At 53.2% G+C, this 24,202-nt stretch carries 21 protein-coding genes; 5 read left to right on the top strand and 16 right to left on the bottom strand.

The window, feature by feature from the left end; translation table 11 throughout:
- Window positions 1–15 precede the first annotated feature (15 nt).
- The 12 genes from nuoL to hexA form a co-directional block, all read right to left on the bottom strand.
- Window positions 16–1,857: an NADH-quinone oxidoreductase subunit L gene (gene nuoL, locus R5268_RS11450; RefSeq protein ID WP_182106736.1), complete on the bottom strand. Its 1,842-nt coding sequence runs from the start codon at window positions 1,855–1,857 to the stop codon at window positions 16–18.
- Window positions 1,854–2,156, bottom strand: coding sequence for an NADH-quinone oxidoreductase subunit NuoK (gene nuoK, locus R5268_RS11445; protein ID WP_004235168.1), 303 nt, complete (start codon window positions 2,154–2,156; stop codon window positions 1,854–1,856). The genes nuoL and nuoK overlap by 4 nt, the downstream gene beginning before the upstream one ends.
- Complete coding sequence (nuoJ, locus tag R5268_RS11440) at window positions 2,153–2,689, bottom strand: NADH-quinone oxidoreductase subunit J (RefSeq protein WP_107678883.1); 537 nt, start codon at window positions 2,687–2,689, stop codon at window positions 2,153–2,155. Before nuoJ ends, nuoK begins: the two co-directional genes overlap by 4 nt.
- Before the next feature lie 13 nt (window positions 2,690–2,702).
- Entirely contained in the window at window positions 2,703–3,245 is a 543-nt protein-coding gene (nuoI, locus tag R5268_RS11435) for an NADH-quinone oxidoreductase subunit NuoI (RefSeq protein ID WP_046893306.1), read from the bottom strand.
- Window positions 3,246–3,259: 14 nt separating this feature from the next.
- Window positions 3,260–4,237 (bottom strand): NADH-quinone oxidoreductase subunit NuoH, encoded by a 978-nt coding sequence (nuoH, locus tag R5268_RS11430; protein ID WP_107678884.1) that lies wholly within the window; start codon window positions 4,235–4,237, stop codon window positions 3,260–3,262.
- Window positions 4,234–6,966, bottom strand: a complete 2,733-nt coding sequence (nuoG, locus tag R5268_RS11425) for an NADH-quinone oxidoreductase subunit NuoG (RefSeq protein WP_317419365.1) — start codon at window positions 6,964–6,966, stop codon at window positions 4,234–4,236. The genes nuoH and nuoG overlap by 4 nt, the downstream gene beginning before the upstream one ends.
- Window positions 6,967–7,016: 50 nt before the next feature.
- Window positions 7,017–8,369, bottom strand: a complete 1,353-nt coding sequence (gene nuoF / locus R5268_RS11420) for an NADH-quinone oxidoreductase subunit NuoF (RefSeq protein WP_317419364.1) — start codon at window positions 8,367–8,369, stop codon at window positions 7,017–7,019.
- Entirely contained in the window at window positions 8,366–8,914 is a 549-nt protein-coding gene (gene nuoE, locus R5268_RS11415; RefSeq protein ID WP_317419363.1) for an NADH-quinone oxidoreductase subunit NuoE, read from the bottom strand. The genes nuoF and nuoE overlap by 4 nt, the downstream gene beginning before the upstream one ends.
- Window positions 8,915–8,916: 2 nt before the next feature.
- A complete protein-coding gene (gene nuoC / locus R5268_RS11410) occupies window positions 8,917–10,713 on the bottom strand; it encodes an NADH-quinone oxidoreductase subunit C/D (RefSeq protein ID WP_025154951.1) in 1,797 nt (598 codons plus the stop codon).
- A 78-nt stretch (window positions 10,714–10,791) separates the two neighbouring features.
- Window positions 10,792–11,466, bottom strand: coding sequence for a NuoB/complex I 20 kDa subunit family protein (locus R5268_RS11405; RefSeq protein ID WP_046893310.1), 675 nt, complete (start codon window positions 11,464–11,466; stop codon window positions 10,792–10,794).
- An 18-nt stretch (window positions 11,467–11,484) separates the two neighbouring features.
- Window positions 11,485–11,931 (bottom strand): NADH-quinone oxidoreductase subunit A, encoded by a 447-nt coding sequence (locus tag R5268_RS11400; RefSeq protein WP_046893311.1) that lies wholly within the window; start codon window positions 11,929–11,931, stop codon window positions 11,485–11,487.
- Between the two features lie 677 nt (window positions 11,932–12,608).
- On the bottom strand, window positions 12,609–13,520 hold the full coding sequence (gene hexA / locus R5268_RS11395; RefSeq protein WP_046893312.1) for a transcriptional regulator HexA: 912 nt from the start codon (window positions 13,518–13,520) through the stop codon (window positions 12,609–12,611).
- Window positions 13,521–14,259: 739 nt separating this feature from the next.
- Here hexA and R5268_RS11390 point away from each other — a divergent pair.
- From R5268_RS11390 to R5268_RS11380, 3 genes are all read left to right on the top strand, one after another.
- Entirely contained in the window at window positions 14,260–15,474 is a 1,215-nt protein-coding gene (locus R5268_RS11390; RefSeq protein ID WP_046893313.1) for a pyridoxal phosphate-dependent aminotransferase, read from the top strand.
- A 114-nt stretch (window positions 15,475–15,588) separates the two neighbouring features.
- Window positions 15,589–16,170 (top strand): 5'-deoxynucleotidase, encoded by a 582-nt coding sequence (gene yfbR / locus R5268_RS11385; protein WP_004235147.1) that lies wholly within the window; start codon window positions 15,589–15,591, stop codon window positions 16,168–16,170.
- Window positions 16,171–16,188: 18 nt separating this feature from the next.
- On the top strand, window positions 16,189–16,572 hold the full coding sequence (locus tag R5268_RS11380) for a DUF4440 domain-containing protein (protein ID WP_317419361.1): 384 nt from the start codon (window positions 16,189–16,191) through the stop codon (window positions 16,570–16,572).
- On the opposite strand, the gene R5268_RS11375 is transcribed toward R5268_RS11380, so the two are convergent.
- The 4 genes from R5268_RS11375 to yfbV form a co-directional block, all read right to left on the bottom strand.
- Window positions 16,555–18,384 carry an SLC13 family permease gene (locus R5268_RS11375; RefSeq protein ID WP_260249682.1) on the bottom strand — a complete coding sequence of 610 codons (1,830 nt, stop codon included), beginning with the start codon at window positions 18,382–18,384 and terminating at the stop codon, window positions 16,555–16,557. The genes R5268_RS11380 and R5268_RS11375 overlap by 18 nt on opposite strands.
- Window positions 18,385–18,503: 119 nt before the next feature.
- The gene (locus tag R5268_RS11370) at window positions 18,504–19,172 is read right to left on the bottom strand and encodes a sugar phosphatase (RefSeq protein ID WP_317419360.1); all 669 of its coding nucleotides are present in this window, start codon (window positions 19,170–19,172) and stop codon (window positions 18,504–18,506) included.
- A 29-nt stretch (window positions 19,173–19,201) separates the two neighbouring features.
- A complete protein-coding gene (locus R5268_RS11365) occupies window positions 19,202–19,696 on the bottom strand; it encodes a YfbU family protein (protein ID WP_046893316.1) in 495 nt (164 codons plus the stop codon).
- 214 nt (window positions 19,697–19,910) lie between these two features.
- Complete coding sequence (yfbV, locus tag R5268_RS11360; protein ID WP_004239859.1) at window positions 19,911–20,366, bottom strand: terminus macrodomain insulation protein YfbV; 456 nt, start codon at window positions 20,364–20,366, stop codon at window positions 19,911–19,913.
- Between the two features lie 367 nt (window positions 20,367–20,733).
- Here yfbV and R5268_RS11355 point away from each other — a divergent pair, with 367 nt between their 5' ends.
- Both R5268_RS11355 and pta read left to right on the top strand, forming a co-directional pair.
- Window positions 20,734–21,936 (top strand): acetate kinase, encoded by a 1,203-nt coding sequence (locus R5268_RS11355; RefSeq protein ID WP_107678888.1) that lies wholly within the window; start codon window positions 20,734–20,736, stop codon window positions 21,934–21,936.
- A 72-nt stretch (window positions 21,937–22,008) separates the two neighbouring features.
- The gene (gene pta, locus R5268_RS11350) at window positions 22,009–24,156 is read left to right on the top strand and encodes a phosphate acetyltransferase (protein WP_182106726.1); all 2,148 of its coding nucleotides are present in this window, start codon (window positions 22,009–22,011) and stop codon (window positions 24,154–24,156) included.
- The last annotated feature ends 46 nt before the right edge of the window (window positions 24,157–24,202 follow it).

Raw genomic sequence — 24,202 nt, 5'->3', positions numbered from 1 at the left:
CAATGTGTCCCTTATTTAAACCAAAAACAGCAGAGCGAGAACCAGCACTGCACCCAGCCCCATAGAGGCGATATACCAGCGGACCTGTCCGTTTTCACTCAGGCTCAGTCCTTTGTTACTCCAGCGGGCAAACAGCGCAGGCAGATTCATCAGGCTGTTCAGCGGGTCACTTTGCAGTAACCAGCCCACCGCTTTAAACGGCTTAACAAAAATCGCATCATACAGGTCATCAAAGCCCCACGCGCGGAACCACCAGGCCGAGAAGAAACGTCCCGGTGCGGAGTTCGCGATCGCTGTCACCAGCGTGCGGCGTCCCAGCCAGAGCATTGCGGCCAGCACAATCCCCGCCACAGCAACCACACCGGAGATAATTTCGGTGGTCAGTTTGCCGTCAGCAGAACCGGTCAGGGTTTCCGCCGGGAACACGCCGTGCAGCGGCTGCGGGATAAAGGCACCGGCTGCGGTGGACAACACCATCAGCACCAGTAACGGGAAAGTATGCGTAAAGCCTTTCACCGCATGTGCCTGTGTATGCTCTTTACCGTGGAACACGATGAAAATCATCCGGAAGGTATAGAGCGATGTCATAAAGGCACCGACCAGACCGGCGATAAACAGCGGATTCTGCCCCTGAACCACCGCACCCCACAGGATTTCATCTTTACTGTAGAAACCGGCGGTGATAAGCGGCAGCGCGGCCAGTGCGGCACCGCCGACCAGGAAGCAGAGATAGACAAACGGAATTTTTTTCCGCAGTCCGCCCATCTTAAAGATGTTCTGCTCGTGGTGACAGGCCAGAATGACTGAACCGGAGGCCAGGAATAACAGGGCTTTGAAGAATGCATGGGTCATCAGGTGGAAAATCGCCGCATCCCACGCCTGCACACCGAGCGCCAGGAACATATAACCAATCTGGCTCATAGTGGAGTACGCGAGAACACGTTTGATATCCGTCTGCACCAGTGCGGCAAAACCGGCCATCACCAGGGTGACAGCACCGACCACACCGACTAAATGCAGCACTTCCGGAGATAACAGGAACAGCTCGTGGGTACGGGCAATCAGATACACACCCGCGGTTACCATGGTCGCGGCGTGGATCAGTGCCGAAACCGGTGTCGGACCGGCCATGGCATCCGCAAGCCAGGTCTGGAGTGGTAACTGCGCGGATTTACCGACCGCACCGCCGAGGATCATCAGTGTCGCCCAGAAAATCAGGTCGGAGCCCGCTGCGATATGCTGCGGAGCCAGAACCGCCAGTTCACGGAAGCTCAGCGTACCCAGTTTATCCCACAGAATAAACATGCCGATCGCCAGGAACACATCACCGATACGGGTCACGATAAAGGCTTTCATCGCTGCCGCACCGTTGGCCGGATTGGTGTAATAGAAGCCAATCAGCAGATAACTGCACAGCCCCACGCCTTCCCAGCCGAGATACATCAGCAGCATGTTATCGGCCAGTACCAGAATCACCATACTGGCGATAAACAGGTTGGTATAAGCGAAGAAGCGGGAATACCCTTCCTCACCGCGCATATACCAGGAGGCATACATGTGGATCAGGAAACCAACCCCGGTGACCACACCCAGCATGGTCAGCGACAGGCCGTCCAGTACCAGGGTGACCGGGATGGAGAAGGAAGCGGTATCCATCCATGTCCACAGTGTCTGCTGATACACCCCGCCGCCGTTAGCGAAGAAATCCATCCCCGCCCACAGCGCCGTGAGTGCCGCCAGTCCCACCGACCCGGTGCCGATGGTGGCTGACACATTTTCTGACCAGCGGCCGCGTGAAAAGGCTAATAACAGAAAGCCAATCAGCGGCAGCAAAATGGTTAAAAAGAGTAAGTTCATCCGCGCATCTCACTGACTTTATCAATATCCAGATCCTGACGCTGACGATGCAATTGCAGCAACAGTGCCAGCCCGATACTCGCTTCAGCCGCCGCCAGACTGATGGCCAGGATATACATCACCTGTCCGTCCGGCTGGTTCCAGTAACTGCCGCCGACGACAAACGCCAGAGCCGCCGCATTAATCATCACTTCCAGGCCAATCAGCATAAACAGCAGATTGCGGCGGATCACCAGACAGGTGAAACCGAGGATGAAGAGCACAGCCGCGAGAATTAATCCGTGGTGCAGAGGTATCATACTTTTTCCTCCGTGTTGCGCTGACTGACAAGATCGCCGCCCGCTTTTTCGTCACGCCCGATGTGGTATGCCACCACCAGACCCGCCAGCAGCAGGAAAGAGGCAAGCTCAACCACCAGAACATACGGGCCGAACAGACTGATACCCACCTGTTTCGCAGTGACAACGTCACCGGCGATACCGTTATCACTCAGTGAGCGGATACCGTAGATCATCACGCCGAGCAGAACCGCCGAGAGCAGGCCCGGTCCCATCCAGACAGACGGGGACAGCCATTTGCGTTCCTGGTCAACAACCGCCCGCCCGAGGTTGAGCATCATCACCACAAACACGAACAGCACCATGATGGCACCTGCGTAGACGATGATCTCCAGTGCCCCGGCGAAATACGCGCCGAGCGCAAAGAAGACCGCAGAGAGTGCCAGCAGCGAGGTGATCAGATACAGCAGCGCATGCACCGGGTTAGTCTGTGTGATCACACACAGTGTGGCCAGAATGGCGATCAGTCCGGCAACATAAAAGGTAATTTCCATCGTTATTCTCCCCTTATGGCAGCAGACTTTTCACATCAATCGGCTTGGCTTCATTGTCGGCTTCGCCTTTGGCTTTGCCCGCAACCGCCATCCCGGTTTTGTGATAGAAGTTATAGTCAGGATATTTACCCGGACCGGAGATTAATAAATCTTCTTTTTCATACACCAGATCCTGGCGCTTAAACTCACCCAGTTCGAAATCCGGTGTTAACTGGATTGCAGTGGTCGGGCAGGCTTCTTCGCATAATCCGCAGAAAATGCAGCGTGAGAAGTTGATGCGGAAAAATTCCGGATACCAGCGGCCGTCTTCCTGTTCTGCCTTTTGCAGAGAGATACAGCCGACCGGACAGACCGCGGCACACAGGTTACAGGCAACACAGCGCTCCTCACCGTCCGGGTCACGCGTCAGCACAATCCGGCCGCGGTAGCGCGGCGGCAGGTAAACCGGCTCTTCCGGGTACATCTGGGTTTCGCGTTTATGGAAGGCATGAAGCCCTATCATCCAAATACTGCGTACCTGGGTGGCGAAACCAACCACTAACTCTTTCAATGTCATGGTTCAATCACCCCTTATTGAGCTATCAGGATCACGGCTGCTGTCACCAGCAGGTTTATCAGTGTCAGCGGCAGACACACTTTCCAGCCGAATGACATCACCTGGTCATAACGCGGACGCGGCAGCGACGCACGGATCAGGATAAACATCATCATAAAGAAAGCGGTTTTTAACGCGAACCAGACAAACGGCGGCAGGAAAGGTCCGTGCCAGCCCCCGAAGAACAGCGTCACAATCAGGGCGGAAACTGTCACGATACCGATATATTCCCCGACGAAGAACAGACCGAACTTCATCCCCGAATATTCAATGTGATAACCGTCCGCCAATTCCTGTTCGGCTTCCGGCTGGTCAAACGGGTGACGGTGACATACGGCCACGCCCGCAATCGCAAAAGTGATAAAGCCTAAAATCTGCGGAATGACGTTCCATACCGTGCTCTGGGAGTTGACGATATCCAGCAGGTTAAACGACCCTGCCTGCGCCACCACACCGAGAACCGACAGACCAAGGAACACTTCATAACTGACCGTCTGAGCCGACGCACGCATCGCCCCGAGCAGCGAGTATTTGTTGTTACTCGACCAGCCCGCGAACAGCACGGCATACACCGCCAGACCCGCCAGCATCAGGAAGAACAGAATCCCGATATTGAGATCCGCCACCACCCAGTCAGGGCTGACCGGCACAATCGCAAAGGCCAGCAGCAGCGAGGTAAATGCCACCATCGGTGCCAGGGTGAAGATAAAGCGGTCAGCGAATTTCGGTGTCCAGTCCTCTTTAAAGAACATTTTGATCATGTCTGCGACCAGCTGGAGCGACCCGCCCCAGCCCACACGGTTCGGCCCGTAACGGTTCTGGAACAGCCCCAGCAGGCGGCGTTCCCCGAAGCTCATAAAGGCACCGCAGGTCACGACCACCAGCAGGATCACAATGGCTTTGAGAATATTAATCAGCACATCGATTAATTCAGGTGTAAACCAGCTGCTCATTGTGCCACCTCCTGCAGATTAACCGACGCACCCGCCAGTACCGGTGAAATACCCGGCATCCCCAGCGGCAGACCGATTTGTCCGGCGGCCAGCTGTGTGCTGATACGTACAGGCAGTGTCAGCGCGCTGTCAGTCAGCTGTACCGACAGAATCTGACCTTCCGCCACATTCAGCTGCTGTGCATCCTGAGCATTCAGCATCACATAGCTTTCCGTCATACGCTCCTGAATCACCGGTGAGCGCTGTGATAACTCCTCACTGCCGAACAGGTGATAATACGGCGCAACCGTCCAGACATTCTGCTGCGGTGCAAATGCAGCCGGGATGGTGCTGAAATAATCCATACCGCCGTCTTTTTCGCTGAACAGACGCACACCCGGATCACCGAAACGCAGATGACCACCCACTTCTGCCTGGAATTTGTTCCATGCCTGCGGTGAGTTCCAGCCCGGCGCCCAGGCAAACGGAATTTGCTGACGCGGTGCTGTCGGGCTGTTGTTCCCTTCCATCGAGAAGGCAAACGCCGTGTCTTTATCCTGTGGCTGGCGCTGCTCATGAACACTGACATTCGCCAGCATCGCGGTACGCCCGCTGTAGCGGTGCGGCTCACGGGCCAGTTTCTGCCCGCGGATACGGAATGACGCATCCGGTGCGGCATCTTTGATACCGGCCAGGTGCGGCATCTGTTCAATGCAGGCATCAATTACATGATCCAGCTGCGACCAGTCACGGGTGTTTTCATTCAGGTCGTTGTACAGCGCCGTCAGCCAGCGCCAGCTTTCATGCATAATGATAGATTTGTCGTAGAAGGATGGCTCATAGACCTGGAAGAAGCGCTGCGCGCGGCCTTCGTGGTTGATGAGCGTACCGTCACTTTCCGCAAAACTACTGGCGGAAAGGATCAGTGAGGCTTTATCCATGATGTCAGTGCGCTGATGATCCAGCACAATCACATTCGCAGCGGCCGCCAGCGCGCGGTCAACGGCGGCTTTATCCGCATGGCGGTAAAGGTCGTTTTCCATCACCACCACGGTATCCGCGCTGCCGTCTGCCAGCAGAGCCAGTGCTTTATCCAGCGGCTGTGCTTCCGTCATCGCGGCACCAAAGCTGTTGGCTTCCGCACCGACAAAGGTCAGTCCGGCGTCAATGCCTTTATCTTTCAGTGCCCAGGCTACGTTTGCCGCTGCCTGAATCAATGCATCACTGCCGGGATTGCTGCCGCTGATAATCAGCGGTTTTTTCGCACCACTCAGTGCCTGTGCAATCATTTCCGCCTGTGCTTTCACATCAGCCGGTAAATCCGTCACTGCCGGTGCCGTATTATCAATGATATTGGCGACCGCAAAACCCAGACGCGCCTGATCATCCACCGGGGCGTTGTAATGCAGTGCCGCCACATCTGCCAGACGGGTGGTATCTGCCGCCGTGACAAACAGCGGGTATTTCGCACGCTGGCCGATATTCTGGATAGCAGCAATCTGCCAGTCTGCCACTTTCTGAGCGGCAGCCATTTCACGGGCTTTACCCTTCACAGCCTGACGGACAGACAGTGCCACGCGGGCAGCGGTCTGGGTCAGATCTTCGCCCAGCACCAGCACGGCATCATAGTTTTCCATCTCACGCAGTGACGGGGTATAGATACCGCCCTGCTGTAAGATTTCCAGCATCATTTCCAGACGGTGCTGTTCACCGGCGGACAGGCCGCTGAAGAAGTTTTCCGCCCCGACCAGTTCACGCAGTGCAAAGTTGCTTTCCACACTGGCACGCGGCGAACCGATACCGATAGTGCGTTTCGCGTGATACAGCATATCTGCCGCGGCACGTTCCGCCTGCTCCGCGTTAATAGTAAGCCAATCATCACCACGGCGCTGCTGCGGCTGACGCGGACGGTCATCACGGTTGACATAACCGTAACCGAAGCGGCCTTTATCGCAGAGGAAGTAGTGGTTGATAGTACCGTTATAACGGTTTTCGATACGGCGCAGTTCGCCGTAACGCTCGCCCGGGCTGATGTTACAGCCGACGCTGCACTGCTGGCAGACGCTCGGTGCAAACTGCATATCCCATTTGCGGTTATAACGTTCAGAGTGTGTTTTATCGGTAAAGACCCCGGTCGGGCAGATTTCCACCAGGTTACCGGAGAATTCACTTTCCAGTGTGCCGCTTTCCGGACGCCCGAAGTACACGTTATCGTGTGCGCCGTAAACCCCGAAATCCGTACCGTCCGCATAATCCTTGTAGTAACGGACACAACGGTAACAGGCGATACAGCGGTTCATTTCATGTGCAACAAACGGCCCCAGCTCCTGATTCTGATGAGTACGTTTTGTGAAGCGGTATTTGCGCACTGAATGCCCTGTCATGACGGTCATATCCTGAAGATGGCAGTTACCGCCCTCTTCACAGACAGGACAATCGTGCGGGTGGTTGGTCATCAGCCACTCCACCACACTTTCCCGGAACTGTCTGGCTTCTTCATCATCAATCGAGATAAAGGTGCCGTCCTGTGCCGGTGTCATACATGACATTACCAGACGACCACGGGTGTCATCGGCATTCTGATATTGCTTTACCGCACACTGGCGGCAAGCGCCGACGCTTCCCAGCGCCGGATGCCAGCAAAAATAGGGAATATCAAGTCCGAGCGAAAGACAGGCATGCAGCAGGTTATCCGCCCCGTCGACTTCATATTCTTTGCCGTCTACATGTATTGTAGCCATAGTCAGCATGCTTCCAAAAGGCCTGCTATGCAGGCGTTAAACGAAAAATCCGTAAGGGATCACCAGCGCTGCTTCAGCAGGTTCGGCTGTATCCCGGCAATGGTCTGCACGTTGCCGTAAACCGGCTGTACGATCCCCGCTTCAAACTCATCACGGAAATATTTGATCGCACTCTGTAACGGCTCTACCGCGCCCGGCGCGTGTGCGCAGAAGGTTTTACCCGGTCCGAGGAAACGACATAATTGCTCTAATGTCTCAATGTCTCCCGGCTGGCCTTCCCCTTTTTCTATTGCGCGCAGAATTTTCACGCTCCACGGCAATCCGTCACGGCACGGTGTACACCAGCCGCAGGATTCACGGGCAAAAAATTCTTCGAGGTTACGGGTCAGTGACACCATATTGATTTCATTATCCACCGCCATCGCCAGCGCCGTTCCCAGACGGCTGCCTGCTTTACCGATATGTTCGAAATCCATTGGCAAATCAAGGTGATCCTGTGTAAGGAAGTCCGTTCCCGCACCGCCCGGCTGCCAGGCTTTTAAGGTCAGTCCGTCACGCATACCCCCGGCGTAATCCTCCAGGATCTCGCGGGCAGTGGTGCCGAACGGCAGTTCCCAGACACCCGGATTTTTCACCCGGCCGGAAAAGCCCATCAGCTTGGTCCCGGCATCGGTGCTTTTGCCTTCACTCAGACCGATGTACCACTCTTTACCGTGCGCCAGAATCGCCGGCACGTTACACAGGGTTTCGACGTTGTTGACACAGGTCGGTTTTCCCCATACCCCGGAACTGGCCGGGAACGGCGGTTTGGAGCGCGGATTGGCGCGGCGGCCTTCCAGGGAGTTAATCAGTGCGGTTTCTTCCCCGCAGATATAACGCCCGGCACCGGTGTGCACAAACAGCTCGAAATCAAACCCGCTGCCGAGGATATTTTTTCCCAGCAGACCGGCGGCTTTCGCTTCTTCAATGGCATGACGCAGGTGTTTCGCTGCCTCAATGTACTCGCCGCGCAGGAAGATATAGCCCCGGTATGCTTTCAGGGCAAAGGCGCTGATCAGCATCCCTTCCACCAGCAGGTGCGGCAGTTGTTCCATCAGAAGCCGGTCTTTGTAGGTGCCAGGCTCCATTTCATCGGCGTTACACAGCAGGTAACGGATATTCATGCTCTCGTCTTTCGGCATCAGGCTCCACTTCAGACCCGTGGAGAACCCCGCACCGCCGCGGCCCTTCAGACCCGCGTCTTTGACGAGACCGGTGATCTCATCCGGTGCCATGCCTTTCAGGGCGCGTTCCGCCCCCGCATAACCGTTTTTATTGCGGTATTCATCCAGCCACACCGGCTGATGGTCATCACGCAACCGCCAGGTGAGAGGATGGGTTTCCGCAGTACGGCAAACCGTTTTCACTGTCATGGATACTGCTCCAGTAACGTTTCAATGGCTTCAGGCGTCACGTGACTGTGGGTATCTTCATCAACCATCATGGTCGGCCCTTTGTCACAGTTTCCGAGGCAGCAGGTCGGCAGCAGCGTAAAGCGGCCGTCGGCGGTTGTCTGTCCCGGCTGAATATTCAGTTTGCGCTCAAGTGCGGCCTTGATCCCCTGGTAACCGGTGATGTGGCACACCACGCTGTCACAGTAACGGATCACATGACGGCCGACCGGCTGGCGGTAGATCTGGCTGTAGAATGTCGCCACACCTTCCACGTCACTTGCCGGGATACTCAGCACATCGCTGATGGCGTAAATCGCGCCGTCTTCCACCCAGCCACGGTGTTTCTGGACAATTTTCAGCGCTTCGATAGAGGCGGCACGCGGATCTTCATAATGGTGTTTTTCCGCTTCGATTTCGGCGCGCTCTTCGTCACTCAGCACAAAACCAGGTTGTTTTCCGGCTGGCTGCGCCGCATTCACTGCGCCTTGCAGTGCTTTTTTTGCTTCAGGGTTCAGTTCTTGCATAATCAGCGATCCACATCCGACATAACGAAATCGATACTTCCGAGGTACACAATCAGGTCAGACACCAGACTGCCGCTGATCACTGACGGGATCTGCTGCAGATGGGCATAACTTGGTGTACGGATTCGGGTACGGTAACTCATGGTGCTGCCGTCACTGGTCAGGTAATAGCTGTTAATTCCTTTTGTCGCCTCAATCATCTGGAATGATTCCTGAGCCGGCATCACCGGACCCCATGACACCTGGAGGAAATGGTTAATCATGGTTTCAATGTGCTGTAAGGTGCGCTCTTTCGGCGGCGGCGTGGTCAGCGGGTGATCCGCTTTGAACGGCCCTTCCGGCATGTTTTTCAGGCACTGTTCCAGAATGCGCAGACTCTGGCGCACTTCTTCCACTTTCAGCATCACACGGTCATAACAGTCGCCGTTGGCGGCAACAGGTACTTCAAAATCGAAATTCTCATAACCGGAGTACGGACGCCATTTACGCACGTCAAAGTCAATCCCGGTCGCACGTAAACCGGCACCGGTTACGCCCCAGTCAAGCGCTTCTTTCGCATTGTATGCCGCCACGCCGACAGAACGGCCTTTGAGAATGGAGTTTTTCAGTGCGGCAGTGACATAGGATTCCAGGCGTTTCGGCATCCAGTCAAGGAAATCACGCAGCAGGCGATCCCAGCCTTTCGGCAGATCGTGTGCCACACCGCCGATACGGAACCAGGCCGGATGCATACGGAAACCGGTAATGGCTTCCACCACATCATAAATCTTCTGGCGGTCGGTAAAGGCAAAGAAGACCGGTGTCATCGCCCCGGTATCCTGAATGAACGTACTGATATACAGCAGGTGACTGTTAATGCGGAACAGTTCTGACAGCATCACGCGGATCACATCCACGCGCGCCGGAACCTCAATGCCCGCCAGTTTTTCCACCGCCAGCACATACGGCATTTCGTTGACGCAGCCGCCGAGGTATTCGATGCGATCGGTGTACGGAATATAGCTGTGCCATGACTGGCGCTCACCCATTTTTTCCGCACCGCGGTGGTGATAACCGATATCCGGCACGCAGTCGACAATCTCTTCACCATCGAGCTGTAAGATGATACGGAATGCACCGTGGGAAGACGGGTGGTTCGGGCCGAGGTTCAGGAACATAAAGTCCTCGTTCTCATTGCCGCGTTTCATGCCCCACTCTTCCGGTTTGAAGGTCAGCGCCTCCATTTCCAGATCTTCTTTCTGTTTGGTCAGAACAAACGGATCAAATTCCGTTGCCCGCGCCGGGTAATCTTTACGCAGCGGATGCCCTTCCCAGGTCGGCGGCATCATAATGCGGCGCAGATTCGGGTGCCCGTCGATAATAATGCCGAACATTTCCCAGGTTTCGCGCTCATACCAGTTCGCATTCGGGAACGCGGAGATCACCGTCGGGACATGCAGGTCGTTTTCACTCAGCGCCACTTTGAGCATGATGTCACGGTTACGCTCAATGGAAATCAGGTGATAAAACACGGAATAGTCCGCTGCAGGCAGACCTTCACGGTGGGTGCGCTGACGCTCATCCGTCCCGTGCAGATCGAACAGCATCACATACGGTTTCGGCAGCGATTTAAGATAAAACAGTACTTCCAGAAGCTGTTCACGCTTCACCCAGACGACCGGCATCCCGGTACGTGTCGGCTGAACCGTAAATGCGTCAGGACCGAACTTACGGCGCAGTTCCTCAATAACCGGATCATCCAGGTAATCATGAGTCTGCCACGCGGGACGCTGTGCGGTCTGCGTATTACTTTCTGTCATCATTCTTCACCACAACAGTTGTTCAGGGTTCAATGGACGCAACACATTGCAAATATTGCGCCCGGTGGCCCGAAAGCCTTAAATTTCGTCCGGGGAGCGCAGGTTTGTCACTGCAATCCGTTCACCGCGTTTTCGTTCTTTTTCTGACTGCATATTGGCGCGGTAAACACCCTGATCACCCACCACCCACGACAGCGGGCGGCGCTCTTTTCCGATAGATTCCTGTAACAGCATCAGCGCCTGCATATAAGCTTCAGGGCGCGGCGGGCAGCCCGGGATATACACATCCACCGGAATGAATTTATCGACACCCTGTACTACGGAGTAAATATCATACATACCGCCGGAGTTGGCACAGGCGCCCATGGAGATAACCCATTTCGGTTCCAGCATCTGGTCATACAGACGCTGAATAACCGGAGCCATTTTGGTAAAGCAGGTTCCGGCCACAACCATAAAGTCCGCCTGACGCGGCGAGGCACGCAGTACTTCCGCACCAAAACGGGCGACGTCATGTACTGCCGTGAAGGAGGTCACCATCTCTACGTAACAGCAGGAAAGACCGAAGTTAAACGGCCACAGGGAGTTTTTACGACCCCAGTTAACCATATCGTGTAATGCATGTTCGAGTTTCCCCATATACACGCTGCGGTGAACGTGCTGCTCAAGCGGGTCACTGACAACCTCTTGTTTTTGCAGGGGATAACGGTCATTCTCACCGTTTGGATCGATGCGGGTGAGCGTATAATCCATCTTGTGCCTCACTATTGACTACGGTTGATTGTTATTGATTTTGTTCACAACGCTCGGGTGTTTCACCTCGCGGCGTGAACGTACAGGTGTCCAGTCCAGCGCGCCGATACGTGCCAGATAGAAAAGCCCTGCCAATAACACCAGAATAAAGATTGCGGCTTCGGTAAACCCTATCCAGCCTGTTTCTCTGACCGAAACAGACCAGGCAAACAGGTATAAGGCTTCAACATCGAAAATCACGAAAAACATGGCAACCAGGTAGAACTTCGCAGACATCCGCAGACGTGCGCTGCCGACCGAGTCAATACCTGATTCGTAAGGGAGATGTTTGGCGCGTGCTTTTGCACGGCCCCCGAGATAACGGGCGCCCAGCAACATAAATGCACATAACCCGAGAGCACCTAAAAGATAGATGGCAAATGCCCAGTTATGGGCCAGAACTTCAGTGGCTGTTGACATACTCATTGCTTACTCATTAAAGGTGGTGTTGCCTGCCGTACCTGCATACAGCACCACAGCGACACACGAGAGGAACAACTTAATGGCGGATACAACACTTATCGTGATGAGAAAGCCGGTCACCCGGATTGTTCCCCGCTCTTCCAGATTTTGTTACAAACTATCAACTTAAGATTAACCCGTCGTGCGACTTTATCGCTAAAACGTGTCAGTAAGTAACCAAATTGAAAATTAACTTTATTATATTAACTGATACATCGCTTTTACTAACCCATTATCTCAGGAAAAACCTGTCTTTCCATCGGTAAACAGGGTCAATATTTATGATCTCAATCACAGTTTGGCTGAAAATTATTTAACAAATGATTAATTCATAACCATTTATAAAAACCTGATAAATATGGTCAGGTTTTTAACAAAGTTTTATTGCAATGTAATGAGCGCTGTTAATTTTGGCAATCACAGAACATGTGTTTTGTTAACATTGTAACAAACAAGTAAACAAAACTGCGATGCGGCGCTTAAAACAACATCAAAAACCTGAACACGGCGTGATGCTGTTAACATTTATATGAGATTTCCGTACGGGGAGAGAGGATACAAAAAAGCCGGGGGAAATTATCCCCCGGCGGTGTGTCTGACTGTCACAAATTATGTCTGTTCCGCGTCAGATTATGACAGCATTACTCTGCTGCTTTATCATCGTCCGCAGGTGTGACGGTATACGGTGTCTTTTTGTTTTCAATAGCCTGGTACACTGTCAGCACTGACTCGCTCTGCTCGTCACTGTTACGGTATAACCAGTACTGAATTTCCGGCAGGCGCGGCAGCCCTTCGCTGACACTCAGAATGCGCAGGTCGGCATTCTGCATTTCCAGCGGACGGGCGGTGATCCCGACTTCGGCATTCACGGCTGCACGGACAGCAGAAAGTGATGCGGCCTCATAAGCAACACGCCACGGTACCCCTGCCTCATCCAGTGTTTCCGCCGCGAGATGGCGGAACGGGTTAGTTTCATCCATCACCACCAGCGGAATCGGCTCATTCGGCTGTAACTGGAAATCAGGCGCACAGTGCCACAATACCGGAGCGGTACGCAGGGCAGTACGCGGGTGATGAGCGATCCGCGCGGTGGTCAGCGCCAGATCAATTTCATGGTTATCCAGCATCCCCTCAATGTACTGGCTGCGTTTGATGCGGACATCAACGGCCATACGCGGGTATACCGAAGCAATACGGTTGAGTAAGAAAGGCAGCAGTGAGTCAACGGAATCATCGGATGCCCCGATGCGTAACTCCCCTTCTGCATCGTTGTATGCCAGTGATGCGGTGGCATCATCATTTGCACGCAGGATTTGACGGGCATAACCTAACAGTTGTAACCCGTGATCGGTCAGTAACTTGTTACGGCCATGACGCGCAAACAGTTCGCGCCCGACGAGCTGCTCGAGACGCTGCATTTGCTGACTGACGGCAGACTGAGTACGGCATACTGCCGCTGCTGCCGCCGCGAAGGTGTTCAGATCTGCGACTGCCACAAATGTCCGCAGCAGGTCGAGATCCAAATTTAACACTGGACGGTTTGAATTTATCATTGTTTTTTCTTCACTAATTTTGATTTTTAATAACTACCTGGTGTTTATTGGCATGAAAAATAGCTTAGCCAACTAAGACATTACCCTATATATCAGGGTAGAGTAAAACATAACTAACACTAACAAAAATACGTAACTGTGAGTAACTCCATTATGTAATGCAGCATGGTAAAACAGCAGGCCTGCTATACAAACACACAAATTTTTCGTAACCTACAGCATTGTTTTCCGAACATTGCGAAACAAGACAATTTGTAACTTATAAAAATGCATGCTGCGAATTCGTCCTGCTGCAGGATAAATCTGATTATTCTGCAAATTTAAGGTCAAATACTCTTAAAACCAGATTATGCCGTGAAATCTCATTAGTTATACTACTAATAATTACCAGCATCATAGGTTAATATATAAGAAAAGATTATACAATTTCAACAACTGCTGACCATTTAGTAAAAACACTGTATTACTTTACTAATTATGATCTTCCGATAGATAACTTTACAAAACTCCGTAACCACCCGCACACCAGTCACAACATCCGCATTAAGCGCAAAAACAAGAATAATACTCCGACATATCAATAATTAACCGGCACTCCCGATCCTTTCCAAAACAAATTCTGTTGTTTTTCACCAAAAGACGTTTACCGGCTTCAAAAGCCCTGACGGTAAGAGTACAGTGGGTTATAACGGGTTTTGCCTGATTAAATCCAAGATTAACGCGCTAAGGTCCTGAACAGATGAATATAATAAAGAAATCCAACAAACTCGATAATGTCTGTTACGACATTCGCGGGCCGGTGCTCAAAGAGGCTAAACGTCTCGAAGAGGAAGGCCAGAAAGTTCTCAAACTGAATATCGGTAACCCGGCGCCGTTTGGTTTTGATGCCCCGGACGAAATTCTGGTTGATGTTATCCGTAATTTACCAAGCTCCCAGGGTTACAGCGATTCAAAAGGCCTCTATTCTGCCCGTAAAGCCATTGTCCAGTTCTATCAGGAACGCGGCATGCGCGATATGACCGTGGAAGATGTCTATATCGGTAACGGTGTTTCTGAACTGATTGTGCAGTCCATGCAGGCGCTGCTGAATAACGGGGATGAAATGCTGGTGCCGGCACCGGATTATCCGTTATGGACAGGTGCAGTCTCTCTTTCCGGCGGTACTGCCGTGCACTATATGTGTGACGAAGAACAGGGCTGGATGCCGGATATCGAAGACATCAAAAAGAAAATCACCCCGCGCACCCGCGGTATTGTGGTGATTAACCCGAATAACCCGACCGGTGCTGTCTACAGTAAAGACCTGTTACAGGAGATCGTTGAAATCGCCCGTCAGAATGATCTGATCATCTTTGCTGACGAAATCTACGACAAAATTCTGTATGACGATGCTGTCCACCACTCAATTGCGGCAATGGCACCGGATCTGCTGACCGTGACCTTCAACGGCCTGTCAAAAACCTACCGTATCGCCGGTTTCCGTCAGGGCTGGATGGTGCTGAACGGGCCGAAGAAACACGCCAAAGGGTATATCGAAGGGCTGGAAATGCTTGCGTCTATGCGTCTGTGCGCCAACGTGCCGATGCAGCATGCTATCCAGACCGCTATCGGCGGTTATCAGAGCATCAACGAGTTTATTCATCCCGGCGGCCGTCTGTATGAACAGCGCAACAAAGCCTGGGAACTGATTAACCAGATACCGGGCTGCTCGTGTGTCAAACCGATGGGCGCACTCTATATGTTCCCGAAATTTGATGCCAAACGTTTTAATATTCACGATGACCAGAAAATGATCCTCGACCTGCTGTTACAGGAAAAAGTGCTGCTGGTACAGGGTACTGCCTTTAACTGGCCGGAACCGAACCATTTCCGTATCGTGACACTGCCGCGTGAGGACGACCTGGAGATGGCGATTAACCGCTTCGGGCGTTTCCTCTCCCACTACCGTCAGTAATCGTTTCTGCTGTCAGCGGCTTCCCCCGGGAAGCCGTTTTTATTTACATCCCGCCCGGAACACCGCAGAATATCCGCTCTTATTATCAACAGATTGCTGTCAGGAATGTTGTCTATGAGTTACTTTTTTGCCCACCTTTCCCGTCTGAAACTGATCACCCGCTGGCCGCTGATGCGCAATGTGATTCAGGAAAATGTCTCTGAGCACAGCCTCCAGGTGGCGTTTGTGGCACATGCGCTGGCCGTGATTAAAAACCGCAAATTCGGCGGTACACTCAATCCGGAAAAAATCGCCCTGCTGGCGATGTACCATGATGCCAGCGAAGTGATCACCGGTGACCTGCCAACGCCTATCAAGTATTACAATCCGCAGATTGCGCATGAATACAAAAAAATCGAGCGGATGGCACAAAAGAAACTGATTGCCATGATCCCCGAAGAATTACAGGCAGATTTTGCCCCGCTGATTGATGAAGACGCGCATTCACCGGAAGATGCGGCAATTGTCAAACAGGCAGATGCCCTGTGTGCTTATCTCAAGTGTCTGGAAGAGATTGGTGCGGGTAATACTGAGTTTCATCTGGCAAAAGCGAGACTGGAAAAAACCCTGGAAGAACGCCGCAGCCCGGAAATGGATTATTTCCGCGACGTGTTTATTCCCGGCTTCAGTCTGTCACTGGATGAGATCAGTCAGTAACGAACGGGATACTTGTTTATGTATGAAACAGAATTATTCAGAAAGCTGATTCGTCAGGAGAAACGGTTGCACCGTCCGTGGTACAGAGGGGATTATCAGACGCTCTCAGTCCTGCTGCATCCGGCATTCTTTGAATTCTGCCGCTCAGGTGTCTCCGCTGACAAAGACGACACACTGAATGACCTGTTATCACCGGTACAGCATGCACAGCACATCTATTCCGGTAATTATCGCTGTTCACAAATCAGCGGCAATTGTGTGTTAATCACCTACCGCAGCTTTCAGCTGGCCGGAGGCCGCTGCATCAGAGAAACAAACCGCTCATCCCTGTGGACAGAAACTACCCCGGATATCTGGCAACTGCGTTTTCATCAGGGCACGCCGTCAGAACGGGAAGAGTAACGGGATCACCGCGATACTGATTGCCATCACCACCAGCGTAAACGGCACGCCGATTTTGACGAAATCCCCGAAGGTGTAATTTCCCGGCCCGAGCACCAGCGTATTGACCGGTGATGACACCGGCGTCATAAAGGCCGCCGACGCCGCCACCCCCACCACCATCGCAAACGGCAGCGGCGAGACCTGCATTTCATACGCGGCCTGAATAGCAATCGGTGCCATCAGAACGGCGGTCGCGGTATTCGAGATAAACAGCCCGATAGTGGCACACAATACAAACAGCGCTGTCAGCATGACATGCGGCCCCAGATCACCGGCGACATCCATCAGCCCGCTGACAATCAGCGTGATACCGCCGGTTTTCTGTAACGCCAGCGCAAACGGCATCATCCCCACAATCAGAATGATGCTCGGCCAGTGAATTGAGCGGTACGCACTTTCCATATCGATACAGCGGAATTTCCCCATCAGCAGGCAGGCAATCAGTGCCGCAATAAAATTCGGGATTTCATTGGTGACCATCATCGCCACCATCAGCGCCAGACAAAACAGGGCATGCGGTGCCTGAGATGCCGCCGGCACCACGGCTTCCGCTTCCGCTGCCAGATTCAGCACAATAAAGTGACGCCGTTTGGTCGCCAGCGCGCGGATAATTTTCCAGTCGCCGACCACCAGCAGAATATCCCCGAGTTGCAGCGGCTCATCCACAATATTGCCGTCAAGGGCAGAGCCTCCCCGCCGCAGCCCCAGCACATTCAGCCCGTAGCGGGTACGGAAACCGATATCCCGCAGGCTTTTGCCGATAAGTTCACTTTCAGGATTCAGGGAGACTTCCGCCATCCCCACGTTGCGGGAGTGTTCGGAAAAATACTCGCCGCGCAGGATCATCGGTTCCAGCATCTGTTCGGCACAAAATTCGCGCAGATCCATATCACTGGCCGACATATCAATCAGCAGCACATCACGGTCACGCAGTTCCATACCACCTGTTGCACCGACCATCACCCGCCGGAAACGCCGCCAGCGCTCAATCCCCACCACATTGGCACCGTAGCGGGTACGCAGGTGCAGTTCGTCGAGTGTTTTGCCAATCAGCGGCGAGCCGTTACGGACAGCAAGACGCCGCGCACGGCCGCTCAGTTTGTAGTCGCGGATCAGGTCACGAAAGGTACGCTGTACATTGTCCCCTGCTTTCTCCGGCTGTTTGCTGCCCAGCCAGTGGCGGGCAATCAGCATATAGCCGACACCGGCCAGCAGGATCAGTAATCCGATTGGGGTAACCGAGAAGAAATGAAAGCCTTTGATACCTTCCATTTCCAGGACACTGTTCACCACCATGTTCGGCGGTGTCGCCACCAGCGTCATCATACCGCTGATAAGCCCGGCAAAGCCGAGCGGCATCATCAGCCGTGAAGGCGGGATTTTCATGCGTGCTGAGACACTGAGTACAACAGGGATAAAGATAGCCACCACGCCGGTCGAGCTCATAAATGCGCCGAGCCCGGCAACACTGACCATCAGGAACACCAGCAGACGGGTTTCGCCGGAACCGGCCACCCGAACCAGCCAGTCACCCATCTGATAGGCAACCCCGGTACGCACCAGCCCCTCCCCGATAACAAACAGGGCGGCAATCAGCAGAATATTGGGATCACTGAAACCGGCAACGGCTTCATTAACGGTAAGCGTACCGCTGAGTACGAAGGCGGTGATCACCAGCAACGCCACAACATCCATCCGGACCTTGTTGGTGGTAAATAAAACAATGGCGATAAACAGCAGGGTCAGCACCCACACGAGTTCCGTATTCACCAACGTCCTCTTTCGTCAATGCCCGGACAGCGAACATCCTGTCTCATCGTTTTCTGTTAACGCACAGCCCGGGGTTCTTCATCGTCTGACCGGGTACTGCGCCGCATGTTTACCGGCGGTCAGCCGGGACGACGGGTCAGCGTTACCGTGCCGTCCGCCGCTTTCTGAATCTCTATTTCTGTCAGTGAATCCACCCGCATCGCCAGTTCATCCGTGCGCGGTGTTCCGGCCGGGACATGTACGGCAATCACCTGACAACCGGCATCCAGCCCGGAGAGCAGACCGGCGGTGGCATCCTCAAACACAAAACAGTCACGGGGTGCCAGCCCGAGTTTTTCCGCGCCCAGCAGGTAGGGTTGCGGGTCCGGTTTACCGCGGGTGATATTATCGGCTGTCACCCAGGCATCCGGCTCCGGCAGATTCGCCGCACTGTGACGCGGACGGGCTATCGCCACAGAACCGGAAGTGACAATCGCCCACGGAATTTCGAGGGAAACCAGACGCGCCAGCAGCGCCTGCGCACCGGGCAGGTCTGTGACCTGGTCACTCTCCCTGATCTCCTGCTCTGTCACCCACGCCAGCTGCGCGGCGATTTCACTTTCATCCGCGTCCGGCAGAAAATGGCGGATGGACTCAACCGCCGGTTTGCCGTGAATAAAATGCTTAACTTCATTCTCATCCGCACCGGTACGACGGGCAAATGCCAGCCAGGCACGCTCCACCACATGCAGAGAATCGGCCAGTGTGCCGTCCAGATCAAACAAAAAGCCTTTTGCAGTCAGTGTCATGCGTACCTCGCCGTGCGGATGCCGGAATGTTATGCGTTAAGGATCTGATTAATTTCCACTTCACTCAGGTGGTACTGGCGCGGACAGTTATGCCATGCACCGAGCATACGGACATATTTGTCCCACATCGGTGTCTGGGAGTTAAAGCCGTGGCTGCCGCTGTCAAAGTGGGTGTAACGTCCTTCCGTATTTACCAGAAAACGTACATAACTTAAATAACGTGCTTCTGTTGCCGCATCAAAACCTAAGAAGTGGATACGGCGCTGATCGATATCTTTTGCTTCTTTCAGGTTGTCGAAGGAGATACGCAGTGCGTGGTACATTTCCATCATATCAATCACACGACGGCAGATTTCTTCCGGCAGTTCACCGAAATCGCGATCCAGCTCGCGCATCTGCAGTCCGAAGCCGCGCTCAATAATCGTCTGCTGGCGGCGGTAGCGCTCGGCATTATCCGGGTCCAGCATAGCCATCATTTTATACTGGTTAGAAAGGATAAGGCGTTGTGCATTGGTCATTTCCATGGTGTATCTCCTGAAAAAGTAATCCGGGGTATGGTCAGAATCATCGCATTACTCAAATCTATAAGATAGTGAAATACACACCTTTTTTGATCTCAGCGGGGGATTTCGACCGGGTAATTTTACGGAGAGGAAAAACAAGGAGTTACGTAAGCTGAATCGATTAATAAAGGAAGCGGTTATACCGCCCGCGGAAACGGGCGGAAAACAGCGGTACTTACAGGTCATCCAGGAAAGAGTTGTCCAGTTGCTTAAAAGCGCGTTTCAGTAACTCCGCCAGTGCCATATAATCCGGTGTGCCTTCGACCGGCGCAATCGCAATACCGGCTTCGGCAAACTTTGCGCGGATTTCATAAAACCAACTGAGCAGCCCGGCCGGTAATGGTGTGGCGGCACGGCGGCCCAGCCACCACAGCCCCTGCAAAGGCAGCGAGCAGGCAAACAGTGCGGTGGCAACAGCAGGCCCTAACGCCCCGCCGAGCGCTATCTGCCATGTCAGGGTAAACACCGACAACGGCGGCATAAAACGGATACCGAACTGCGTGGATTTTATGACACGATTCTCCGGGAAAACCGGGGCGAGCTGCTTCACGGCCGGCCAGGTGGCGGCGTAACGTTTGCCGAGACGCAGTGCGCGGAACAGACCCGGTTTTGCCGGTGTGTTATCAGGCATTATGACCTCAATCAATAAAAAACATAATAATTAAAATATGGCTACATTCAGTCAAAATATTTTTGTAGGATTAAGTATATTTTGAAATTGCTGTCATCTGCGGGTATGCTACGCCCGTTTAATCACGGTGAAATAATCCTGAGTTAATTATTTTGTCTGATGCGGCCTTTTTCAAGGGCAAAATGTGTGTTTTTACGCCATCACGCCTCAGACAACAGATTGCAGCGATGATTTATCGTTCAATATAAAAATTGCATGATGTTAATCATGAACGGCGCTGAAATATTGCGCTACGCTTAGTTAGATTACGTTTTAACCACTGTCTTAACACATAAGACTTATCCACAACAAGATTATAGGTAATTCCATGTCAAGTAAGCTGGTACTGGTACTTAACTGCGGTAGTTCTTCACTGAAATTTGCGATCATTGACCCTACAACTGGTGATGAATATCTGACGGGTCTGGCAGAATGCTTTAACCTGCCGGAAGCACGTATCAAGTGGAAAATGGATGGTGCTAAACACGAAGCACAGTTAGGCGCGGGCGCTGCTCACAGCGAAGCACTGCGTTTCATCGTGAAAGATATCATGGGCGAAAAACCTGAGCTGTCCGCACAGATCGGCTGCATCGGCCACCGTCTGGTTCACGGCGGTGAGAAATTTGCTCACTCTGTTATCGTCACTGACGAAGTTGTTAAAGCAATGGAAGAGTGCTCCGCATTCGCTCCTCTGCACAACCCGGCTAACCTGTTAGGCGTGGAAGAAGCACTGAAAGCCTTCCCTCACCTGGCTGACAAAAACGTCGGTGTTTTCGATACCGCTTTCCATCAGACTATGCCTGAAGAAGCTTACCTGTATGCCCTGCCGTACAGCCTGTACAAAGACCACGGTATCCGCCGCTATGGTTTCCACGGTACAAGCCACTATTTCGTCAGCCGTGAAGCCGCTAAAATGCTGAACAAACCGGTTGAAGAACTGAACGTGATCACCTGCCACTTAGGTAACGGTGGTTCTGTTGCAGCTATCGTTAACGGCGAGTGTGTCGACACCTCTATGGGTCTGACTCCGCTGGAAGGCCTGGTCATGGGTACCCGTTCCGGTGATATCGACCCGGCTATCATTTTCCACCTGCATGATTCAATGGGCATGAGCGTTGAAGAAATCAACAAAATGCTGACCAAAGAATCCGGCCTGCAGGGTCTGACCGAAGTCACCAGCGACTGCCGTTATGTTGAAGAAAACTACGGTAAACAAGCTGATGCCACCCGTGCAATGAATGTATTCTGCCACCGTCTGGCGAAATACGTCGGTGGTTACGCGACACTGATGGAAGGCCGTCTGGACGCTATCATCTTCACCGGCGGTATCGGTGAAAACGCAGCAATGGTTCGTGAACACACTCTGGAGAAACTGGCTCTGCTGGGCTTCAAACTGGACCACGAACGTAACCTGGCTGCCCGTTTCGGTAACGCAGGCAAAATCACCACTGATGACAGCAGCATTGCCCTGGTGATCCCGACTAACGAAGAATTAGTCATCGCACAGGATGCAGCGCGTCTGACTGCATAATCTTTGCTCTCCGCCGGCCATTGCCGGCGGATTTATTTTGAACACCGAATTGTGAAAAAATAAGAGGTTCATGTGTCCCGTACTATTATCCTCATTCCTACCGGCACCAGTGTCGGCTTAAGCAGCGTCAGCCTCGGGGTTGTCCGCTCAATGGAACAGAAAGGCGTCAGCCTGAGCTTCTTCAAACCGGTTGCACAGCCGCGCCGTGCAGGTATTGAAGATCAGACCACCCAAATCTTACGCGCTCACTCTTCCCTGAAAATGGCAGAGCCGCTGGATATGGATTATGTGGAAACCATGCTGACCACCAATCAGAAAGACATTCTGATGGAAGAGATCGTTGCGCGTTACCACGAGCACACTCAGGGTGCGGAAGTGATCCTGATTGAAGGCCTGGTACCAACCCGCAACTACCCGCATGCACAGTCCCTGAACTACGATATCGCCCAGACTCTGGGTGCGGAAATCGTGTTCGTGACAGCACCGGGCAATGACAGCGCAGCGGAAATCAAAGAGCGTCTGGAACTGATCCGCAACGAATTCGGTGGTCACAAGAACACCAACATCGCCGGCGTTATCGTTAACAAAGTTAACGCGCCGGTTGATGAGCAGGGCCGTACCCGTCCTGACCTGTCTGAAATCTTTGATGATTCATCCAAAGCCACTATCGCTCACCTGAGCACGGATGATCTGCAATCCCTGCCTCTGCCGGTTGTCGGCAGTGTACCGTGGAACTTCGAACTGATTGCCACCCGTGCAGTCGACATGGCGAACCACCTGGGCGCAAAAATCATCAACGAAGGCGACATCAAAACCCGCCGCATCAAATCTGTGACATTCTGTGCACGCAGCATTCCTAACATGCTGGAGCACTTCCGTCCGGGTTCTCTGCTGGTGACTTCCGCTGATCGTCCTGATGTGCTGGTTTCTGCCTGCCTGGCAGCGATGAACGGCGTGGAAATCGGTGCGATCCTGCTGACCGGCGGTTATCCGATCGATGACAGCATCGCCAAACTGTGCGAACGTGCGTTCGAAACCGGCCTGCCGATTTTCACTGTGAACACCAACACCTGGCAGACCTCGCTGAACCTGCAAAGCTTCAGCCTGGAAGTCCCTGCTGATGACCGTGAGCGCATCGAACTGGTTCAGAACTACGTGGCAAGCCACATCGATACCAAATGGATCGATTCTCTGGTTGCTGATTCTGAGCGTCCGAACCGTCTGTCACCACCGGCATTTCGTTACCTGTTAACCGAACTGGCACGCAAAGCGAAAAAACGCGTTGTTCTGCCTGAAGGTGATGAGCCGCGTACTATCAAAGCAGCGGCTATCTGTGCTGAACGTGGTCTGGCGACCTGCGTGCTGTTAGGCGATCCGGAAGAAATCCGCCGCGTGGCAGCTGCACAGGGCGTGACTCTGGGCACCGGTATCGAACTGGTTAACCCGGCTGACATCCGTGAGCTGTATGTACCGCGTCTGGTTGAACTGCGTAAAAACAAAGGCATGACCGAAGTTGTTGCCCGCGAGCAGTTACAGGACAACGTCGTACTGGGTACGATGATGCTGGAGCAGGATAAAGTTGACGGTCTGGTTTCCGGTGCTGTACACACCACCGCAAATACCATTCGTCCGCCGTTACAGTTAATCAAAACCGCACCGGGCAGCTCACTGGTATCTTCTGTCTTCTTCATGCTGATGCCTGAAGAAGTGCTGGTCTACGGTGACTGCGCAATTAACCCGGATCCGAACCCAGAACAGCTGGCAGAAATCGCTATTCAGTCTGCTGACTCTGTGAAAGCATTCGGTATCGACCCGCGCGTTGCGATGATCTCTTACTCTACCGGGACTTCCGGCCAGGGTGACGATGTTGAGAAAGTCCGCGAAGCGACCCGTATCGCCAAAGAAAAACGTCCTGATCTGTGCATCGACGGTCCGTTACAGTACGACGCCGCCGTGATGGCTGATGTTGCGAAAACCAAAGCACCGGATTCTCCGGTTGCAGGTAAAGCAAACGTCTTCATCTTCCCTGACCTGAACACCGGTAACACCACTTACAAAGCGGTTCAGCGTTCAGCAGACCTGGTCTCTATCGGACCAATGCTCCAGGGGATGCGCAAGCCGGTTAACGACCTGTCCCGTGGTGCGTTAGTTGACGATATCGCGTACACCATCGCACTGACTGCTATTCAGGCAGCGCAGGACGAAGCGAAGAAAAAATAAGTTCTGCTGACTGAAAAGTTACAGACAATAATCCCGGCCGGATTTC

The sequence above is a fragment of the Morganella sp. BCCO 40_0007 genome (genome assembly GCF_032989665.1).
Lineage (GTDB): Bacteria > Pseudomonadota > Gammaproteobacteria > Enterobacterales > Enterobacteriaceae > Morganella > Morganella sibonii.
The sequence above is the reverse complement of the archived record's forward strand: the minus strand, read 5'-3'. Positions and strand labels throughout refer to the sequence as shown.